Annotated in this window: 15 protein-coding genes; 1 reads left to right on the forward strand and 14 read right to left on the reverse strand. The window is 66.2% G+C overall.

The annotated features are described in order from the left end of the window. Positions 1 to 65: 65 nt before the first annotated feature. The 4 genes from GUY30_RS10940 to GUY30_RS10955 all read right to left on the reverse strand — a co-directional run bounded on the left by GUY30_RS10940 (position 66) and on the right by GUY30_RS10955 (position 6,210). A complete protein-coding gene (locus GUY30_RS10940; RefSeq protein ID WP_167197310.1) occupies positions 66 to 1,232 on the reverse strand; it encodes an acyl-CoA dehydrogenase family protein in 1,167 nt (388 codons plus the stop codon). 70 nt (positions 1,233 to 1,302) lie between these two features. After that, positions 1,303 to 2,937, reverse strand: coding sequence for a thiamine pyrophosphate-dependent enzyme (locus GUY30_RS10945; RefSeq protein WP_228281257.1), 1,635 nt, complete (start codon positions 2,935 to 2,937; stop codon positions 1,303 to 1,305). Positions 2,938 to 2,939: 2 nt separating this feature from the next. Continuing rightward, the gene (locus GUY30_RS10950) at positions 2,940 to 5,027 is read right to left on the reverse strand and encodes an acetate--CoA ligase family protein (protein WP_167197316.1); all 2,088 of its coding nucleotides are present in this window, start codon (positions 5,025 to 5,027) and stop codon (positions 2,940 to 2,942) included. 4 nt (positions 5,028 to 5,031) lie between these two features. Next, on the reverse strand, positions 5,032 to 6,210 hold the full coding sequence (locus GUY30_RS10955) for a Glu/Leu/Phe/Val dehydrogenase dimerization domain-containing protein (RefSeq protein ID WP_167197319.1): 1,179 nt from the start codon (positions 6,208 to 6,210) through the stop codon (positions 5,032 to 5,034). A gap of 115 nt (positions 6,211 to 6,325) precedes the next feature. Here GUY30_RS10955 and GUY30_RS10960 point away from each other — a divergent pair, with 115 nt between their 5' ends. After that, complete coding sequence (locus GUY30_RS10960) at positions 6,326 to 6,991, forward strand: SDR family NAD(P)-dependent oxidoreductase (protein ID WP_167197322.1); 666 nt, start codon at positions 6,326 to 6,328, stop codon at positions 6,989 to 6,991. A gap of 106 nt (positions 6,992 to 7,097) precedes the next feature. On the opposite strand, the gene GUY30_RS10965 is transcribed toward GUY30_RS10960, so the two are convergent. The 10 genes from GUY30_RS10965 to rbfA form a co-directional block, all read right to left on the reverse strand. After that, complete coding sequence (locus GUY30_RS10965; RefSeq protein WP_167197325.1) at positions 7,098 to 7,790, reverse strand: TetR/AcrR family transcriptional regulator; 693 nt, start codon at positions 7,788 to 7,790, stop codon at positions 7,098 to 7,100. A gap of 77 nt (positions 7,791 to 7,867) precedes the next feature. After that, a complete protein-coding gene (locus tag GUY30_RS10970; RefSeq protein ID WP_228281258.1) occupies positions 7,868 to 9,223 on the reverse strand; it encodes a M16 family metallopeptidase in 1,356 nt (451 codons plus the stop codon). Between the two features lie 62 nt (positions 9,224 to 9,285). Next, positions 9,286 to 11,508, reverse strand: a complete 2,223-nt coding sequence (locus tag GUY30_RS10975) for a polyribonucleotide nucleotidyltransferase (protein ID WP_167197328.1) — start codon at positions 11,506 to 11,508, stop codon at positions 9,286 to 9,288. Between the two features lie 388 nt (positions 11,509 to 11,896). Beyond that, positions 11,897 to 12,166: a 30S ribosomal protein S15 gene (gene rpsO, locus GUY30_RS10980; RefSeq protein WP_101547286.1), complete on the reverse strand. Its 270-nt coding sequence runs from the start codon at positions 12,164 to 12,166 to the stop codon at positions 11,897 to 11,899. Positions 12,167 to 12,257: 91 nt separating this feature from the next. After that, the gene (locus tag GUY30_RS10985; RefSeq protein WP_167197331.1) at positions 12,258 to 13,196 is read right to left on the reverse strand and encodes a bifunctional riboflavin kinase/FAD synthetase; all 939 of its coding nucleotides are present in this window, start codon (positions 13,194 to 13,196) and stop codon (positions 12,258 to 12,260) included. 89 nt (positions 13,197 to 13,285) lie between these two features. Then, positions 13,286 to 13,657 carry a hypothetical protein gene (locus GUY30_RS10990; RefSeq protein ID WP_167197334.1) on the reverse strand — a complete coding sequence of 124 codons (372 nt, stop codon included), beginning with the start codon at positions 13,655 to 13,657 and terminating at the stop codon, positions 13,286 to 13,288. Continuing rightward, positions 13,647 to 14,282, reverse strand: coding sequence for a hypothetical protein (locus GUY30_RS10995; RefSeq protein ID WP_167197337.1), 636 nt, complete (start codon positions 14,280 to 14,282; stop codon positions 13,647 to 13,649). Before GUY30_RS10995 ends, GUY30_RS10990 begins: the two co-directional genes overlap by 11 nt. A gap of 125 nt (positions 14,283 to 14,407) precedes the next feature. After that, positions 14,408 to 15,400: a tRNA pseudouridine(55) synthase TruB gene (truB, locus tag GUY30_RS11000; RefSeq protein ID WP_167197340.1), complete on the reverse strand. Its 993-nt coding sequence runs from the start codon at positions 15,398 to 15,400 to the stop codon at positions 14,408 to 14,410. An 11-nt stretch (positions 15,401 to 15,411) separates the two neighbouring features. After that, complete coding sequence (locus GUY30_RS11005; RefSeq protein WP_167197343.1) at positions 15,412 to 16,296, reverse strand: VldE C-terminal domain-containing protein; 885 nt, start codon at positions 16,294 to 16,296, stop codon at positions 15,412 to 15,414. Between the two features lie 191 nt (positions 16,297 to 16,487). Continuing rightward, positions 16,488 to 16,913 carry a 30S ribosome-binding factor RbfA gene (gene rbfA, locus GUY30_RS11010; protein ID WP_167197346.1) on the reverse strand — a complete coding sequence of 142 codons (426 nt, stop codon included), beginning with the start codon at positions 16,911 to 16,913 and terminating at the stop codon, positions 16,488 to 16,490. Positions 16,914 to 17,009: the final 96 nt, after the last annotated feature.

Genomic DNA, 17,009 nt, shown 5'->3' on the forward strand with positions numbered 1-17,009 from the left:
TGACGGGACACTTCCCCGCCCGCGATTGCTTAAGACACCTCCGCCTGAGATCGCTCAAGACACCTTCACCCGAGGTTGCGTGAGATGAGCAGCCGCATGATGTCCGAGGTGCCCTCCTCGATCTCCTCGAGCTTGGCATCGCGCATCCACTGCTCGACGGGATGCTCTCGCGAATACCCCCATCCGCCGAGGGTCTGCACGGCCGCCCAGGTGCAGAACATAGCCGTCTCCGAGGCGTTCAGCTTCGCCATCGCCGCCGCGGCCGTCATCCGCTGTCGATCAACGATATCGCCTGCGTCGAGCATCCGCGCCGCATTGAGCACCTGCAGCCACGCCGCATCGATCCGCGAGGACATATCCGCCAGGCGGAACGCGACGGCCTGGTGATCGATGATCTTCGTCCCGAACTGCGTGCGCTCCCGCGCATAGTCACGCGCATATTCGAAGGCCGCCCGAGCCGTGCCGAGCGCCGCAGCACCGAGCACCACCCGTGAGATGTCGAAGGTGCGCATGAGTCCGTAGAAGCCCTGCCCCTCCTCGCCGAGGCGGCCCGACGTGGGCACGAATGCGTCGGAGAAGAAGATCTCCCGACACACGATGGCTCGCTGTCCCATCTTCTTCATCGGCGCACCGAACTCCATCCCCTCGGTCTCCCTGGGCAGCAGGAATGCGCTGATTCCGCGAGAGCGCCGGCTCGAGTCCGTCTTGGCGAAGACAACGTAGAAATCGGCGAGCCCCGCGTTCGATATCCAGGCTTTCTGCCCGTTGAGCACGTATCCACCGTCGACGGCATCCGCCCGGGTCATGATCGAAGCCGAGTCCGATCCGGATCCGGGTTCGGTCGTTGCCAGCGCCGTGATCTTCGGGTCTGCTCCAGTCAGCGGGCGCAGCCACTCCTCCTTCTGCTCCGGCGTGCCCAAAGCGAGGATCGGGTCGGCGAAGAAGCCGTTCGAACACACGAAGTTCCCGATGCCCGGATCCCCGAAGCACAGCTGTTCCTGGACGAGGCATTGGGTGAAGACATCGGTGAATCCGCCGCCGCCGAATTCCTCGGGGATCATGAAGTCGGTGATCCCGAGCTTCGCGGCGGCGGTGAAGATGTCGACGGGCGATTCGGTGTCGGCTTCGTCGACGCGGCGACCGGCCGGTCGGATCGTGTCGTGAGCGAATCCGCGCACGAGGTCGAGGATGTCGTGCTGTTCATCGGTCAGCGGCCACGGTGTGTAGTTCATCGGTTCTCCTTCGCATTGTCAGTGGAGGTCGGGCGCCCCATTGCGCCCGACCGACGTCCCTCGTCCCCAGTCAGTCGAGCATGTCCGCTCCGGCCCGGGAATCCTCGGTGATGTGGATGAGCGTCGGACCATTGGCTGCCTCCGCCTCGCTGAGCGCGGCCAGCAGCGCGTCCGCGCCGTCGACGTGGATTCCGCGTGCCCCCATCGCCTGCGCGAGTGCCGGGAAATCCGGCCCGGTGAGCTTCACCCCGGACGGAGTGTCCCCGCGGTCCTCCATCTCATTGCGGATCTCCCCGTACCCGCCGTTGTCGACGACGATGAGGCACATCCGCACGCCCGCCTGCACGGCCGCGGCGAGTTCGGCGATCGTGAACATCGATCCCCCATCACCTTCCACCGCGACCACTCTGGCCTGCGGAGCAGCGAGTTTCGCACCGATGCCGGCGGGCAGCCCGTAACCGAGCGTGCCCGCCCCGGCCGGGTAGAGGAACCGGTCACCGGAGCGAGCTTTCCACCCGGTCTGCACCCCGTAATAGCAGGCCATCGTCGAATCCGCTGCGACGAAGAGCGGTGAGGTGTCCGATTCCGCGAACGCTGTGAGTGCGGCCGACAGATCGGCCCAAGGTCGGCCGTCGGTTTCCATCGCCGAGGCGGCCCTTGACTTCCAGCCGACCGTCCAGTTCCGTGCGGCGGCGGTCGCGGACTCCGTCCGCAGCGCTGACACTTGTTCGTTCAGGGCCGCTGTCGCGTTCTTCGCGGCGGCGAGGATCGGATGGGTGACGGCCGCGTTCGTGAGCATCTGCACTTCGTCGATGTCGATGCGCACCACGGCGTCGGGCAGTGGCAGGGGTTCCGGCCAGAAGTCACTGGGTGCCAGTTCCGTACCGATCGCGATGACCGCATCGGCATCGCTTGTGAGTTCTGGAAGCAGCTCGAGGACCCCGACGGCGCCGATGGTGGTCTCGGCGCGGTCATCGACGAGTCCCTTCGCGTTCGAAGACAGGACGATTCCCGCTCCGAGCGTCTCCGCCAACGCTGCGACCTCCTCTCCTGCTCCGTGAGCTCCGGCGCCGGCGATGATGAGCGGTCGCGTCGAACCGGCGATCGCCTCGGCTGCGGCATCGATCGCTGAGGGCACGGGAGCCGGCAGTGCCCGGGCCACGGACGGATGGAGCGTGCCCGGGCCGGCGGTTTCGATGAGGTCGAGGGGGATCTCGATAGCGGCCGGGCGGGGCCGGCCTGAGCGCATCGCCGACAGCGTCTGCCCGACGGCCAGCGACACCTCGCCGGGGCTCGTGACCCGCATGACCTCGGTCAGTACCGCCGAGAGGGCCGCGGACTGGTTGCGCACTTCGTGAAGGAGTCCGTTCCCGCGGCCGGGGTGGGTCAACGGCATGCCGGGGGTGATGAGGAGGACGGGCACGGAATCGGTGAAGGACTGCAGCAGGGCGGTGAGTGCGTTGAGCGCGGCCGGCCCGGTCGTCGTGACGATGACCTGCACCTCGCCGGTGACGCGGGCGGCTCCATCGGCCATGTAGCCCGCGCCCTGCTCGTGGCGAGGTGAGACGATGTCGATGCCTGCGGCGCTCAGCTGCGCGAAGATCTCGAGGTTGTGGGTGCCGGGGATTCCGAAGACGCGGGTGATCCCTTCGGCCTGGAGCGCACGAGCCAGGTGTGCTCCGCCGGTGATGGTCGTCTGGTCCATTCTCATTCCTCGCTGTTCGGTTTCTCTGCTGGCACGTTCTCTGCGGTCGGGTTCTCCGTCGTCACGACGAGCGCGTCGACGGCCAAGGCGCCGTCCGGGGCAACTCGCACCGGGTTGATCTCGATCTCGGCGATGGCGTTGTTCCCGGCCACCAGTCTGGATACCGCGACGATGATTTCGGCGAGGGCGTCGATATCCGCGGCGGGCCTGCCCCGCCATCCGTTGAGCAGCCGCGAGCAGCTCAGCCGCGAGATCATGTCCAGCGCTTCGGTGTGGGTGACGGGGGCGAGTTCGAGCCACGTGTCGGCGAAGAGTTCGGTCTCCGTCCCGCCGGCGGCCACGATGACGAGCGGCCCGAAGTTCTCGTCCTGCCGACCGCCGACGAGAATCTCGACGACGTGATCGCGTGTGTCCATCTCCTCGAGGATGTACTCACCCTCGCCGAGGCGACCCACCATGTCCGCGTATGCCGTTTCAACTGCGGGGAGATCGCTCAGTCCCAGGACGATGCCGCCGACCTCGGTCTTGTGGGCGGGCCATCCTGCCTTGAGCGCGAACGGCGGTCTGAGTTCGGACGCCTTGGCCGCCTCGGCGGGTGCACGGGACTCCCCCGGGCCCACGCTGCCCACAGTCACAGCGGCAGGGACGGGAATCCCAGCGCCCGCGATCACTGCACGAGCGGCCGCATATCCGGTGCCCCACGGAGTGACGGGACCGGTGAGTTCGAGGGATTCGGTGAGCCGACCCGAATGGGCGGCGTAGAAGCCGGCGCGGGCGAGCACGCGCATGGCCGCTTCGATGGAGGTGTAAGCGGGTATGCCGAGCTCCCAGAGGCGGGTGACGGCGGGCGACGATGCGCTCATCGAGTGGACGGTGACGGGCTTCTTCGCCTCGGCGACGAGCTCGCCCAGATGATCGACGACAGCCAGTTCTCGGTCGAGCAGGTCGGGGACGTCCTCGCCGTACGAGCCGAAGTATCCGGACAGGACGACGGCGTCGATGTCCGTATCGGTCAGCAGCACCTCGGCGAGGTCAGCATAGACATCAAGGTTCTTCTCTCCTGCGCCGTCGAGGTCGATGGGATTAACGATGTGGTCGGCCTCGGGCAGCAGTTCGCTCACGCGTCCGGCAGCGCCGGCGCTGAGTTCGTGCACGTCGAGACCCCAGCTCTCGGCCGTGTCGGCGGCGATCGCTCCCTGCCCGCCGGAGTCGGAGAGCACACCGATGCGCGGGCCGTTCGGCAGCCAGGCGGAGGCGAAGAATCCGGCGAGTTCGACGAGTTGTCCGGGAGTGGCGAGGCGGATGGCGCCGGCGGCCCGGCAGGCGGCGTCGATGGTGTCCATGGCCGAGGTCATCGATCCGGTGTGGGATCGTGCGAGACGCGCTCCTGCGCTGGAGGCTCCTGTGGTCAGGATCATCGTGGGCTTCCCGGCGGCGCGCAGGGCTTTGAGGGCTGAGACGAGGGCGGCTCCGCCGGTGAAGGATTCGAGGTAGAGCGCGGCCTGAGCGGTCGCGGGGTCGTCGACGAGGGTGGCGAGCACCTCGGCGGCGCGGACGTCGGACTGTCCTCCGATCGAAGCGAATCGGGAGACGCCGAGTCCGCTGCGGGCCGCGAGTGTCGCGATCTCCGTGCCGAGCTGGCCGCTCTGGGTGACCACGGCGAGACTTCCGGGAATGAAGTTGCCCCAGGCCAGGAGCAGATCGGCGTGTGAGTCGACGATCCCGAGCGAGTTCGGGCCGATGAGGCGGCCGCCGGTCTCACGGATAGTGGCAGCCAGTTGGTCGGCGTCGGGGACGCGGGCGGAGATGATGAGGAAGGCGCGCACTCCGTTCTCGAGTGCTTCGGCGACGACTCCGGCGACGGTGGGCCCGGGCACGGAGATGACGAGCAGCTCGGGCGTCTCCGGCAGGTCTCTCAGGCGAGCGTACGTCGGCTGGCCCTGGATCGAGCCGGCTTTGGCGTTGATGAGGTAGACGCGGCGGCGCTCGGCCCCGCGCAGAGCTCCGGCGGCGAGCCAGAACCCCCATTTGCTGGAATCGTTCGATGCTCCAAGGACGGCGACGCTGCCGGGATCGAAGAACGCGTCCATATTGCTAGTTTTCCGTCACCGAAACGGCAGCACGATCGCCCAAAGCGGCGAGATTCGCATCGACCTTCGCCTGGGCGGCAGCCCGGGGACTGATGCCCTGGTCGCGGGCTGCGGTGAGGACTTCGACGGTGAGGTCGCGCAGGGTCGTCGTGACGATGGTGCGGCTGTCCTCCCAGCTGCCGTCGACGTCGCCGAAGGTCACCCACCACCACCAGGCGTTCGTCGCCGAGTTCGCGAGGAAGTCCGGGACGACGGTGACGCCGCGAGCCAGCAGCGTCTCTTCGGCTGCGGGCAGGACAGGCATGTTCGCGGCCTCGACGATGAGTGAGGCGGTGACGCGGTCGCAGTTGTCCGGCGTGATCGAGTAGCTCACAGCCGCAGGGACGAGGACATCGGCGTCGGCGGCGAGCCAATCGTCGCGATCGCCGACGCGGTCCTCCGGGCGCAGCGCTTCGCGGTCGATACCGCCGAACTGGTCCCGAGTGGCGAGCAGAGCTTCGACGTCGAGCCCAACGGGGTTGGACACGAACCCGTCGGCGTCGGCGATGCCGACGATGCGCAGTCCCGCCTCGGCGAGATGCCGGGCGGTGGCACCGCCCATGGAGCCGAATCCTTGGATGACGGCGGTGGATTCTCTCGGGTCGCGGCCGGCGTCGTGCAAGGCCGCGATCGCCGAGGTGGCCACACCGAGGCCGCCGACGAGTTCGTCTTGGGCGACGCCGTCGACGATGGCGGAGAAGGCCTTCTCGGCGCGGGCCTCGACGGCGACGGGATTGTCGACGAGCTTGTTGACGGCGGAGAGCCCCGAGCCGAGTTCGCGGCGGGCGAGGATCTCGTCGATGTCGTCCTGGCGAACGCCGAGGTCTTCGCCGAGGGCCCAGTAGGCGTGCATGATCGGGTTGATGTCGACGAGGAAGCGTTCGAGGACGTCCTCGGCTCCGGGTGCGCGGGGGTCGAAGTCGATTCCGCCCTTGGCTCCGCCGACGGGCACATAGCGTCGGCCCTCGCGCAGATGGATCGCTTCCTTGCGGGTCATCCCCTGGGCGAGTCCGCGCACCTCCTCGAGGGTGCAGCCTTTGCGCATGCGCAGACCGCCCGAAGCGGTGCCGCGCACAAGGGTGTCGATGACGACATACCCGAGTGCACCGGTGTCCGGATCCTGCCAAGTGATGTCCATGAACATGGGGCTCCCAAAAGATCGGCGTCTCAAGACTCTTACTGAACCGCTATTCAGTAAGACATGTGACTCCAGTCTGTCCGGGTGAGGGCCACCACGTCAAGGCCGCTAGGATCGAAGCATGCCGACAGCACTCATCACCGGAGCCGGACGAGAGAACAGCATCGCCGCGGGAGTGGCCGCACGACTGTCGTCCGACGGCTGGACCGTGTGCACGAGCGATCTCGATCGCGGAGACTACCCATGCGACTTGTCATCCGCTCACGAAGCGCAGGAGCTGGTCGGTCGGGTGAGCAGGGATCACGGCACCATCGACGGGTTGGTGCTCAGCCACGCTCACGGCGAAGAGTCCGGGATCCTCGACACCACCGCCGACAGCTTCGACCGCCACATGGTTGTCAACGCTCGTGCGTCGCTGCTCCTCATCGCAGCGTTCGCGAGACAGATCGACGAGTCGGGAGGCGCGATCGTCGCCTTCACCAGCGATCACGCCACGGGTAATCTGCCCTATGGAGCATCGAAAGGCGCGCTCGATCGAATCGTCATCTCCGCTGCGCGGGAACTCGGACCGAAGGGGATCTCTGCGAACGTCGTCAATCCTGGGCCGATCGATACGGGCTGGATGGACGACGAGACGAGAACCGGGATGATCCCTTATCAGCCGCTCGGCCGTATGGGCACTCCTCGCGACATCGCCGGAGTCACTGCATTTCTGCTCTCTGGTGAGGGTCGGTGGATCAGCGGCCAACTGCTGTCTGCCGACGGAGGGTTCTCCGCTCGCTACTGAAATAAGCGCACGGCAGTCGGCTTCAGCACCGTCCGAAGCCGATTGTCGGGTCAATCCCCGGTGTTCTGGACGTCCAGACCGCCGTGGATTGACCCAACAATCACCCTCAGCCGAGTTCGCGGGTGAGGAAGTCGTCGACCCAGGTGCTCAGCGCCTCTGTGTCAACGGCCTCCGAATTGACCATCACCTGGATCGCCAGGCCGTCGAGGAAGGCGAGGACCCGGGTCGCACACTCCTCGGTGCCGCCTTCTGGAACAGAGCACTCCCCCGCCACGATGGCCTCGTCCATGAGTCCTGCGAGGATCGACTTCCACTCCTGGTCGAGTGCGGCGTAGGTCGATCTCAGCTCGGCGTCGAACAGCCCGGCCGACCACGCGTCGATCCAGATCTTCCAACTGCGCGAGGATCCGCTGGGCAGGTACCAGCCGACGACCTCCCGCAGCTGCTTGAGCGCCGATTGCTCTCCCCTCGCCGAGGCGGTCCCCGACGTGACGTCTTCTCCGCCGTCGCGCGGTGCTTCCGTCCTCGCCGAGGCGGCATCTCCACCGCCGTCCCCAGACACCGCCGTCCCAGCCGCCAGTTCCCGGGCGTGCTCGATGTCCTGCCGCCCGGCGAAGTGGAAGGCCGCGGAGACGAGGGCTTCCTTCGTCTCGAAGTGGTAGATGACGAGGCTGGCGCTCAGTCCGAGTCGGGCAGCGACATCGGAGACGCGCAGCGCACGCAGGCCGGATGATTCGATCTCCTCGACCGTGGCCGCCAGGATCTCCTCCCGGCGGACCGCTGCCTTCTTCCTCGCCATCTCGCCTGTCTCCCTTCAAGTTCCTGCCGACGGGCATCCCGCGCTCGAAGGCCGAAGCCCCGACCGCAGCCATGCGCTCAGGGCAGTTCGACCTCGGCGGCCGGTCCGACCAAGGCCAGAGCCTTGGGCCGTGACAGCAGCCGTCCGGCCATCTCGCTGACATCCTCGGCCGTGACCGAACGGACGCGTTCGATGAGATCCATCGGCGATTCGAGCGGCAGACCGAAGATCTCCGACCGGGCCAGACGATTCATCCGCGCCGCCGAGGACTCGAGTCCGAGCACCATCGACCCCGACAGCTGGGAGACGATCTCGTCGAGCTCGAACTGGCTCGGCGACTCCTGAGCCAATCGGTCCCATTCGCTCATGGCCAGGTCGACGACGGCCTGAGCGTTCTCGGCCGTGCAGCCGGCATAGATGCCGAAGGTGCCGGTATCCGTGAACTGACTGGCCACGCAGTTGACGGCATAGGCCAGTCCGCGTTCCTCACGCACGCTCTGGAACAGCCGCGACGACATTCCGCCGCCGAGCATCGTGAGCATGACCGAATAGATGAACCGGTCGTCATCGCCTTCCGGCAGGCCTTCGCAGCCGAGCAGAATGCCCAGCTGCTCGATGTCCTTGACGGTGTGCGAGACTCCCGCCTGGAAGTCCGGACGCACACGCGCGGCACCGGCCAGGTGCGAGCCCTTCGCCACCGAGGCGGCCCCGCCGTTCGCGTCGTCCGTGTCCACCGGGCCCTCACCGTGAACGCCACTCACGTCGTCCGTGCCCACCGAGCCTGCACCGGCAACGCCGTTCCCGGCCCCCGACCACACATCGGCACGGGACCCGAGCCCCGCCTCGGCGAGGGCGTCCTCAACCATCGCGAGGACCTCTTCATGGGTCGCGCCGCCTGCGGCAGCGATGACCAGACGAGGCGGAATGTACGTCGACTGATAGTGGTCGATGACGGTGTGGTGGCCGAGCACGCGGATCTGATCCTTCGTCGCACCCACGGGCCGGGCCAGCGAATGCGAGCCGAAGACCAGAGAATCGAAGTCGTCGAAGAGGACGTCTCCGGGATCATCGGCGGACATGGCGAGCTCTTCGATGATGACACCGCGCTCGCGTTCGAACTCCTCGACGTCGAGTTGGGAGCTCGAGACCATATCGACGAGGAGGCCGGTGATGTTCGGCAGATCGGTCACCAGGCACCTCGAGTAGTAGCAGGTGAGCTCCTTGGCGGTGATCGCGTTCGAGTCCCCGCCCGTACGGTCGAAGGCCGCGGCAATCGACTTCGCGTCCCGGGTGCCCGTGCCCTTGAACAGCATGTGCTCGAGGAAATGCGTGGAGCCTGCGGTCTCGGCGGATTCGTCGCGGGAGCCTGCAGCGACCCAGATCCCGATCGTCTCCGAGGCCAAGCCCGGCATGAATTCGGTGGTCAGCGTCAAACCACCGGGGAGGACAGACCGATCGATTCGGCTGCCCTCCCCGGTGTGTGAACTATTCAGTATCAGTTGTCTGATCCCTCTTCGTCCGAGTTCTCGTCGTCATCGGTGACCGGGGCCAGCGAGAGCTTGCCGCGGTCGTCGATCTTCGTGATCTCGACCTGGACCTTCTGGCCCACGCCGACGACGTCCTCGACGTCCTCGACGCGCTTGCCGTCATTGAGCTTGCGCAGCTCGGAGATGTGCAGCAGGCCGTCCTTGCCCGGGGTCAGGGAGACGAAGGCGCCGAAGCTCATCGTCTTCACGACGGTGCCCAGGTAGCGTTCGCCGACCTCAGGGACCTGCGGGTTCGCGATCGCGTTGATCATCGAGCGGGCGGCCTCGGCGGCCGGTCCGTCGGTGGCACCGATGAGGACGGTTCCGTCGTCTTCGATGCTGATGTCCGCGCCCGTGTCCTCCTGGATCTGGTTGATCATCTTGCCCTTGGGCCCGATGACCTCACCGATCTTGTCGACGGGGATGTTCACGGAGATGATCCGCGGAGCCGTCGGAGCCATCTCGGCCGGGGCGTCGATGGCCTCAGCGATGACGTCGAGGATGACCATGCGTGCTTCGCGGGCCTGCTTGAGTGCGGCACCGAGCACCGAGGCGGGAAGGCCGTCGAGCTTGGTGTCGAGCTGGATCGCGGTGATGAAGTCACGCGTGCCGGCGACCTTGAAGTCCATATCGCCGAAGGCATCTTCGGCACCGAGGATGTCGGTCAGAGCCGCGTATGCGGTCTGCTCGCCCTGGTCGGTGGAGATGACGTCGGAGACGAGACCCATGGCGATGCCGGCGACGGGCGCCTGCAGCGGCACACCGGCCGAGAGCATGGCCAGCGTCGAGGCGCAGACCGAGCCCATCGAGGTCGAACCGTTCGAGCCGAGGGCCTCGGAGACCTCACGGATCGCGTACGGGAAGTCCTCACGCTTGGGCAGAACTGGCACGAGGGCGCGTTCGGCGAGAGCGCCGTGGCCGATCTCGCGGCGCTTCGGGCTGCCCACGCGGCCGGTCTCACCGACCGAATAGGGCGGGAAGTTGTAGTGGTGCATGTAGCGCTTCGACGTCTCGGGTGAGAGCGAGTCGATGGTCTGCTCGAGCTTGAGCATATTCAGGGTGGTAACACCCAAGATCTGGGTCTCGCCGCGTTCGAAGATCGCCGAACCGTGCACACGCGGGATGACGTTCGTCTCGGCGGTGAGCGGACGGATGTCCTTGAGCCCACGGCCGTCGATGCGGACCTGCTCGGTGAGGATGCGCTTGCGCACGACCTGCTTGGTCAGGGCGTTGAGAGCGTTCGCGATCTCCTTCTCACGGCCTTCGAAGCGCTCTCCGAGCTTCTCGAAGAGCTCGTCGAGGAGTGCGGCACCGGCGGCTTCGCGCTCCTGCTTGTCAGCGATCGTGAAGTTCTCGGTCTGCTTCGCCTCGGCGAGTTCCTTCACCGCTTCGAAGACGTCGTCCTCGTAGTCGCGGAAGACGGGGAATTCGACGGTCGGCTTCGCGGCGCGATCGGCGAGCTCGGACTGCGCGCGGCAGAGCTCGGCGATGAACGGCTTCGCAGCTTCGAGACCTTCGGACACGACCTCCTCGGTGGGGGCAGCAGCACCGGTCTTGATCTTGTCGATGGCGTTGTCGGTGGCTTCGGCCTCGACCATCATGATGGCGACGTCGTCACCGACAACACGACCGGCGACGACCATGTTGAACACGGCGTCCTCGAGCTGCGAGTGGTTCGGGAAGGCGACCCACTGGCCGTCGATGAGCGCGATGCGCACACCGCCGATGGGGCCGGAGAACGGCAGACCCGAGAGCTGAGTCGACATCGACGCGGCGTTGATGGCCAGAGCGTCGTAGATGTGGTCGGGATTGACCGACATCACGGTGACGACGACCTGGACCTCGTTGCGCAGGCCCTTGACGAACGAGGGGCGCAGCGGACGGTCGATGAGGCGGCAGGTCAGGATCGCATCGGTCGAGGGGCGTCCCTCACGGCGGAAGAACGAGCCGGGGATGCGGCCGGCGGCGTACATGCGCTCTTCGACGTCGACTGTCAGCGGGAAGAAGTCGAAGCCCTCACGGGGATTCTTTCCGGCCGAGGTGGCCGAGAACAGCATGGTGTCGTCGTCGAGGTAGGCGACGGCGGATCCGGCGGCCTGCTGGGCAAGTCGTCCGGTTTCGAAGCGAATGGTGTGTTTGCCGAAGCTGCCGTTGTCGATATGGGCAACGGCGGATTCAGGGTTGAGTCCCACGTAGTCTCCTAGTTTGTGCCGGTGCGCGGCGGTCATCGCAGGACCTGCAACGCTCGAGGGAGGCCCCTCGGCGCGAAGAGGCAGCGCTCTGCATTGCACAGTGCGAAGCCCCGCGCCCTTCCGGCGGGATATTGGCAGTGGACGATGCATGGATCCACGCCGGTCATCGATCGGGGCCCACGGAACCGGAGCTGCCAGCCGCTTGCCTTTGCAAGCCGGTGTCAGCGCACAATCCTCCGGAGGCCACTACCGAAGACCGAAACGTCCATGGCATGTGCGTCCACGCATGAGTCTACCGCAGAAGCACGAAAGCGCCCCACCGAGTGGTGGGACGCTTCCGAACAGTTCGAGACGGTCCGATCAGACGGTGCCGATCAGCAGACTCGAATCAGCGGCGCAGGCCGAGGCGCTTGATGAGCGAACGGTAACGCTCGATGTCGACCTTCGCGAGGTACTTGAGCATGCGGCGACGCTGGCCGACGAGGAGCAGCAGGCCACGACGCGAGTGGTGGTCGTGCTTGTGATCCTTGAAGTGCTCGGTCAGGTCGATGATCCGGCGGGTCAGCAGGGCAACCTGGACCTCGGGAGAACCGGTGTCGCCCTCATGAGTTGCATATTCCTTGATGATCTCTTGCTTCACAGCGGTGTCGAGAGCCATGGAGTTCTCCTTCGTGTCGTTGCGCGGCGCAGGGACCTGAAGTCTCTGCCCTATGGGACCGCGGCCGGTGAAAACGGCAGAGATCAGCTTATCAGGTGTGCAGGACCTCGCGCACATCGGCAATGTCCTCATGCATCTGCACGATGAGGTCGTCCATCCCGGTGAACGCGACCTGCCCGCGGATGCGGGAGACGAATTCGAGAGTCATCTCACGGTCGTAGACGTCGAATTCGCCGAATTCCTTGTCGAGCACGTACGCCTCGACCCGTCGGACCTGTCCCTGGAAGGTCGGGTTCGTGCCCACGGAGATCGCGGCCGGGTACGACTGGTCCTCACCAGTGAACGTCGCCCAGCCGGCGTAGACGCCGTCGGCGGGGACGAGCCCGTCGGGATTCTCGGAGAGGTTCGCCGTCGGGAATCCGAGGTCGCGTCCACGGGCATCGCCGTGGACGACGGTGCCGTGGAGTGCGTGGTAGCGCCCGAGCTGGTCGGCCGCCTCGGCGACATCACCGGCGCTCAGCTGCTCGCGGATCCGGGAGGACGAATACCGTCCCCCGCGTCCGACCTCGTCGATCGTCTCGGTCCGGAAGTCGAATTTCTCGCCGAGGCGGCGCAGCGTCTCGATCGTGCCTTCATTGTCCTTGCCGAACCGGACATCGTCGCCGACGACGACGATCTTCGCGCGCAGGGCTTCGACGAAGTAGCGGCGCACGAATTCCTCGGCCGACTGGGCGGCGAAGTCGAGGTCGTAGGGCTGGATGAGGAGTCCGTCGATGCCGGTGGCGGCGATGAGATCGGCGCGCTGCCGGGTCGAAGTGATCATCACGGTCGGATCTTCGGGACGGTGGACCGTGCGCGGGTGCGGGTCGAAGGTCATCGCGATCGAGCGCAGGCGCTCCCGCCGGGCGAGGGCGGCGACAGTGGTCAGCACCGTCTGGTGCCCGCGGTGCACGCCGTCGAAGTTGCCGAGGGTGACGACGGTGCCGACAGCGTCGACCTCGATTTCACCGAGTCCGTGATACAGCTCCACCAGACATTCGCTCCTTCCGTGCACCGACTCAGATTATCGCAGAGATCTTCCGCCTCCTAACCCGCACCTCGCCGAGGCGGGAGGACGGTTCAGGCGATGATCGCCCAGCCGATGACGCCGAGGAGGGAGGCCAGGGCGATCGAGACGAAGGTGCCGATGATGAACCGCTCCCCCGCCGCCGCCGAGGACTTGATCTCCGCGAAGCGTCCGAGGCCTTTGACCGCGATGACCACGGCCATGAGTTCGGGCCTCCCGAGCACGATCGCTCCGGCGACGAGTGCGCGCTCGACGATGCCGATCCACAGTCCGCCGCGCAGGACTTCGATGTCCTCGGCTCCCGTCCGTTCGGGTTTGGCTCCCGGACCCGAGTGGGTCAAATGGAGGAGGAGCGGCACCAGCGGCCAGCCGATGAACGCAGCGACGACCGCGGCGGCGACGGCGACGAGCACTTCAGTCCACATGCGCGGCCCCTTCCGACTGGGCGGGCTGGTACTGAGCGGGTTGGTGCTGAGCGAGGTGGTGCCGGGCGAGACGCTCGGCTCCCGCGACGAGGTCGGCGGGACCAGCCGCCAGCACGCGGGAGACGGCCTGCTGGGAGACGTCGAATTCGGCGGCGATCTCGGCTTGAGTGGCATCGGGGTGATCGAGGCGGAAACCGACGTACCCGCGGGAGTGACTGCGCAGATCGGTCAGAGTGCCGACGAGGAGGCGCAGGGCCGCCTCCGCAAGCTCACGATGCTCACCATCCGGGTCGGCGCACACGACGAGGTGAGCGGGTGCGGATTTGGCCTCTTCGACCGCCTGACGGGCTGCATAGAAAGCTGCTCCCCTGCCCTCGGCGGTCGTCTCGGGCAGAGGTCGTTCGACCTCACCGATGCCGATGCCGATATGCCACCCGGAGTCGATGGCGATTCGGCGCACCGCCTCGGCGACGGCAGCGGGGTCGTCCAGGACCCCCTGGACCTCGTCACCGATGGTCCGGGCGAAGGGAACGACCGTATCGATCGGAGAGAGCGCATCGAGGATACGCGGCACCGCGTCGGCGGTCGAACGCGAATCCTGCTGGTCGATGGTCAAGACGAACATAGGACCAGTAGACCAGATGACATCGAGAATAACAACCATTTAAGTTGTAATTCATGATTACAACTGTTTCCGTTGTTACTGGGCGGCAGCCAGCGGAACGCTCAGTGAAGTGACCGGCGAAACGCTCAGGCGAGGTCGATGGCGAAGGCCGTCAACGACTTGAGACCGCCGTTCCGACGCACTTCGGCCACAGAAACGAGCGCATCGTCGCAGACGACGGCGACTTCGCGGTTCGCTGAGTCGTCGGCGCCAGAGCCGGCGCCCGAGTCAGCACTGCCGGAATCGGAGGGCGAGGCGATAGCAGCCTCGTCGGCACGCCAGTCGCCAGCAGCAACGGTCTTGCCCTGCATGAGCGCCTTGGCCCGGTCGACATCGACGGTGACGACAGGCAGAAGAGTGCGGGCCGCCTCGGCGAGGGAGATGAGGGCGGGCGAGGGAACGTCGAGGTCCTCGGGCAGGGTCACAGCCTGGTCGATATGGAAATCACCGACGCGAGTCCGCCTGAGCGCGGTGAGGTGGCCGTAGACACCGAGGTCGGTGCCGATATCACGGGCAAGAGCGCGCACATACGTGCCGGACGAGCAGTCGACCTCGACGTCGACATCGATATGCCCCTTATCGGCAGAGAAACGGATGTCGATGATCTCGAACTCCGAGACCTCGACGCGGCGAGCCTTGAGTTCGACCTCCTCGCCGGCGCGGACGCAGGCGTAGGAGCGCTTGCCGTCGACCTTGATCGCCGAGACAGCACTGGGCACCTGGTCGATGGGACCGCGCAGTTTGGCCACGGCGGCCTCGATGGCAGAAATGTCGACACGTGCAAGATCGGTCGGCTCGGCGAACCGATCGGGTTCGGAATCGGCATCATCGGTCGGGGTCGATGACCCCAGACGGATGGTGGCGAAATAGGTCTTCGAGACCCCGGTGATATAGGTGAGCAGCTTGGTGCCGCGGCCGAGGCCGAGCACGAGGACACCCGTGGCCATCGGGTCGAGAGTGCCGGCGTGGCCGACTTTCTTCGTCCCGAACCAGCGGCGGATGCGGGAGACCACGCCGTGGGAGCTCAGGCCCTGCGGCTTATCGCAGACGAGGATGCCCTGCGGGGAAGAATCGCTCACGAAGGCAGGGATCAGTTGAAGGACGCGTGCACGTGGTCGAAGTGGTTGGCGGTTGCGTCACCGCGGTCCTCCATGGCCTTCCAGCCCTGTCCGGGCATCCAGATGCGCTGTTCCCAGATGACGTACTTGACGTTGAGGCTGCCCTGGTTCTGGATGAGGTACTCGGCGATGCGGTCGCCGGTGGCGCCGCTGATCATGATGTCGACGGCTTCACCGGTGTTGTGATCCGAGCCGGTGCCGGGGCGACGTCCGCCGAAGGTCTTGACCTCGGGGAACTTCGCGCAGACTGCACGGTAGCCGTTGACGGCGTTCGGCAGCAGACCGGACTCGATCGAGGAGGACACGCTGCACGGCGGAGCCGAGGTGTCCGAAGAGGTGCCTTCGCCTTCGCCGGAGGACTTCTCATCGCTCGACTTCTCATCGGAGGACGAATCGTCGCTCGTCTTCGCAGCGGCCGAGGATTCCGCGGTCGGCTTGGGCTTCGGCGGAGCCTTGACCTCGAGGTCGGTCTTCGAGGACTTGTTCTTGTACTTCGGGTCGTCCTTGACCTTCTCCAGGTACTCTTCGCCGGCCTTCTTGCGTTCGGCGTCAAGCTCCTTCTGGCTCACGGTCGAGGAAGTGGTCGACTCCTCGGGGGTCGTCGTCGAGGCGGCTTCGGTGGTGACGTTGCCGGACTCGGGCGGCCCCATGACAACGGTCGAACCGACGACGGCGGCGGTCGCGGCTGCAGGAACGGCGATCGCGGCGACGACTGGACGCTGCTTGACGGTCGCCAGCACGGAAGTCGCCGAGGACGGCGCATTCGCTGCGCGTCGTCCGGCGGGGCGCTTGCCGGGAGTCAGATCCCGGATCAGCTGCTTCGCAAACGACGGCTTCGGTGAGGAGTGCTTACCCAATGCAGAATTCCCTTAACAGAGTCGTAATCATTTCGTTACCGCAAAAAGTCTACGACATCTCGGAAAGATAACAAAACTGTTACGAGAACTTTTTTTCCGACGTGACGAAGGTCAAATCGGGCCCGCATCCGGCGATCGCTCGCACTCCCCCGATGACCAGGCGCGATGCCCGGGTCGGCCGGATAGGACGATCAGTCGTCGTCGTTCTTCTTGTACGGGTCGGACTCACCTGCATGCTGTGCGTTCTTGGCCAACCCGGCCACGCGGGCGTCGTCGGCGGCAGCCTGAGCGAGCAGTCCGTCGAGACGGGCGGCAGCCTCGGGGACGGCGTCGGCGATGAATTCGAGACTCGGGGTCAGACGGATCGTCAGCCCCTTGCCCACTTCGGAGCGGATGAAGCCCTTGGCCGATTCGAGGGCATGACCGGTGCCGACGAGGTCCTGGTCGTCGCCGTAGACGGTGTAGAAGATGGTGGCGTGCTGCAGATCGCCGGTCACGCGCACATCGGTGACGGTGACGAATCCGAGGCGGGGATCCTTGAGCTTGCGCTCGATGGTGCTGGCGACGATGACCTTGATCTGGTCGGCGATCTTGCGGGCCCGTGTCGAGTCTGCCATGACGTGTGTCCTTCTGTTCGGGGCCGGAACAACTCTTCCGGCCCTATATTAGCTGTGGAATCGAACCGGCTCCGGCCGGTCCCCCATCCGGGGGCC

It is taken from the genome of Brevibacterium pigmentatum (genome assembly GCF_011617465.1).
GTDB classification, from domain to species: domain Bacteria; phylum Actinomycetota; class Actinomycetes; order Actinomycetales; family Brevibacteriaceae; genus Brevibacterium; species Brevibacterium pigmentatum.

Coding starts and splice junctions, on each gene's coding strand:
- GUY30_RS10990 (WP_167197334.1), bottom strand. CDS start 13,657: ATGTGGACTGAAGTGCTCGTCGCCGTCGCCGCCGCGGTCGTCGCTGCG.
- GUY30_RS10945 (WP_228281257.1), bottom strand. CDS start 2,937: ATGGACCAGACGACCATCACCGGCGGAGCACACCTGGCTCGTGCGCTC.
- GUY30_RS10965 (WP_167197325.1), bottom strand. CDS start 7,790: ATGGCGAGGAAGAAGGCAGCGGTCCGCCGGGAGGAGATCCTGGCGGCC.
- GUY30_RS10950 (WP_167197316.1), bottom strand. CDS start 5,027: ATGGACGCGTTCTTCGATCCCGGCAGCGTCGCCGTCCTTGGAGCATCG.
- GUY30_RS10940 (WP_167197310.1), bottom strand. CDS start 1,232: ATGAACTACACACCGTGGCCGCTGACCGATGAACAGCACGACATCCTC.
- rpsO (WP_101547286.1), bottom strand. CDS start 12,166: ATGGCTCTCGACACCGCTGTGAAGCAAGAGATCATCAAGGAATATGCA.
- GUY30_RS10955 (WP_167197319.1), bottom strand. CDS start 6,210: ATGTTCATGGACATCACTTGGCAGGATCCGGACACCGGTGCACTCGGG.
- rbfA (WP_167197346.1), bottom strand. CDS start 16,913: ATGGCAGACTCGACACGGGCCCGCAAGATCGCCGACCAGATCAAGGTC.
- GUY30_RS10960 (WP_167197322.1), top strand. CDS start 6,326: ATGCCGACAGCACTCATCACCGGAGCCGGACGAGAGAACAGCATCGCC.
- GUY30_RS10995 (WP_167197337.1), bottom strand. CDS start 14,282: ATGTTCGTCTTGACCATCGACCAGCAGGATTCGCGTTCGACCGCCGAC.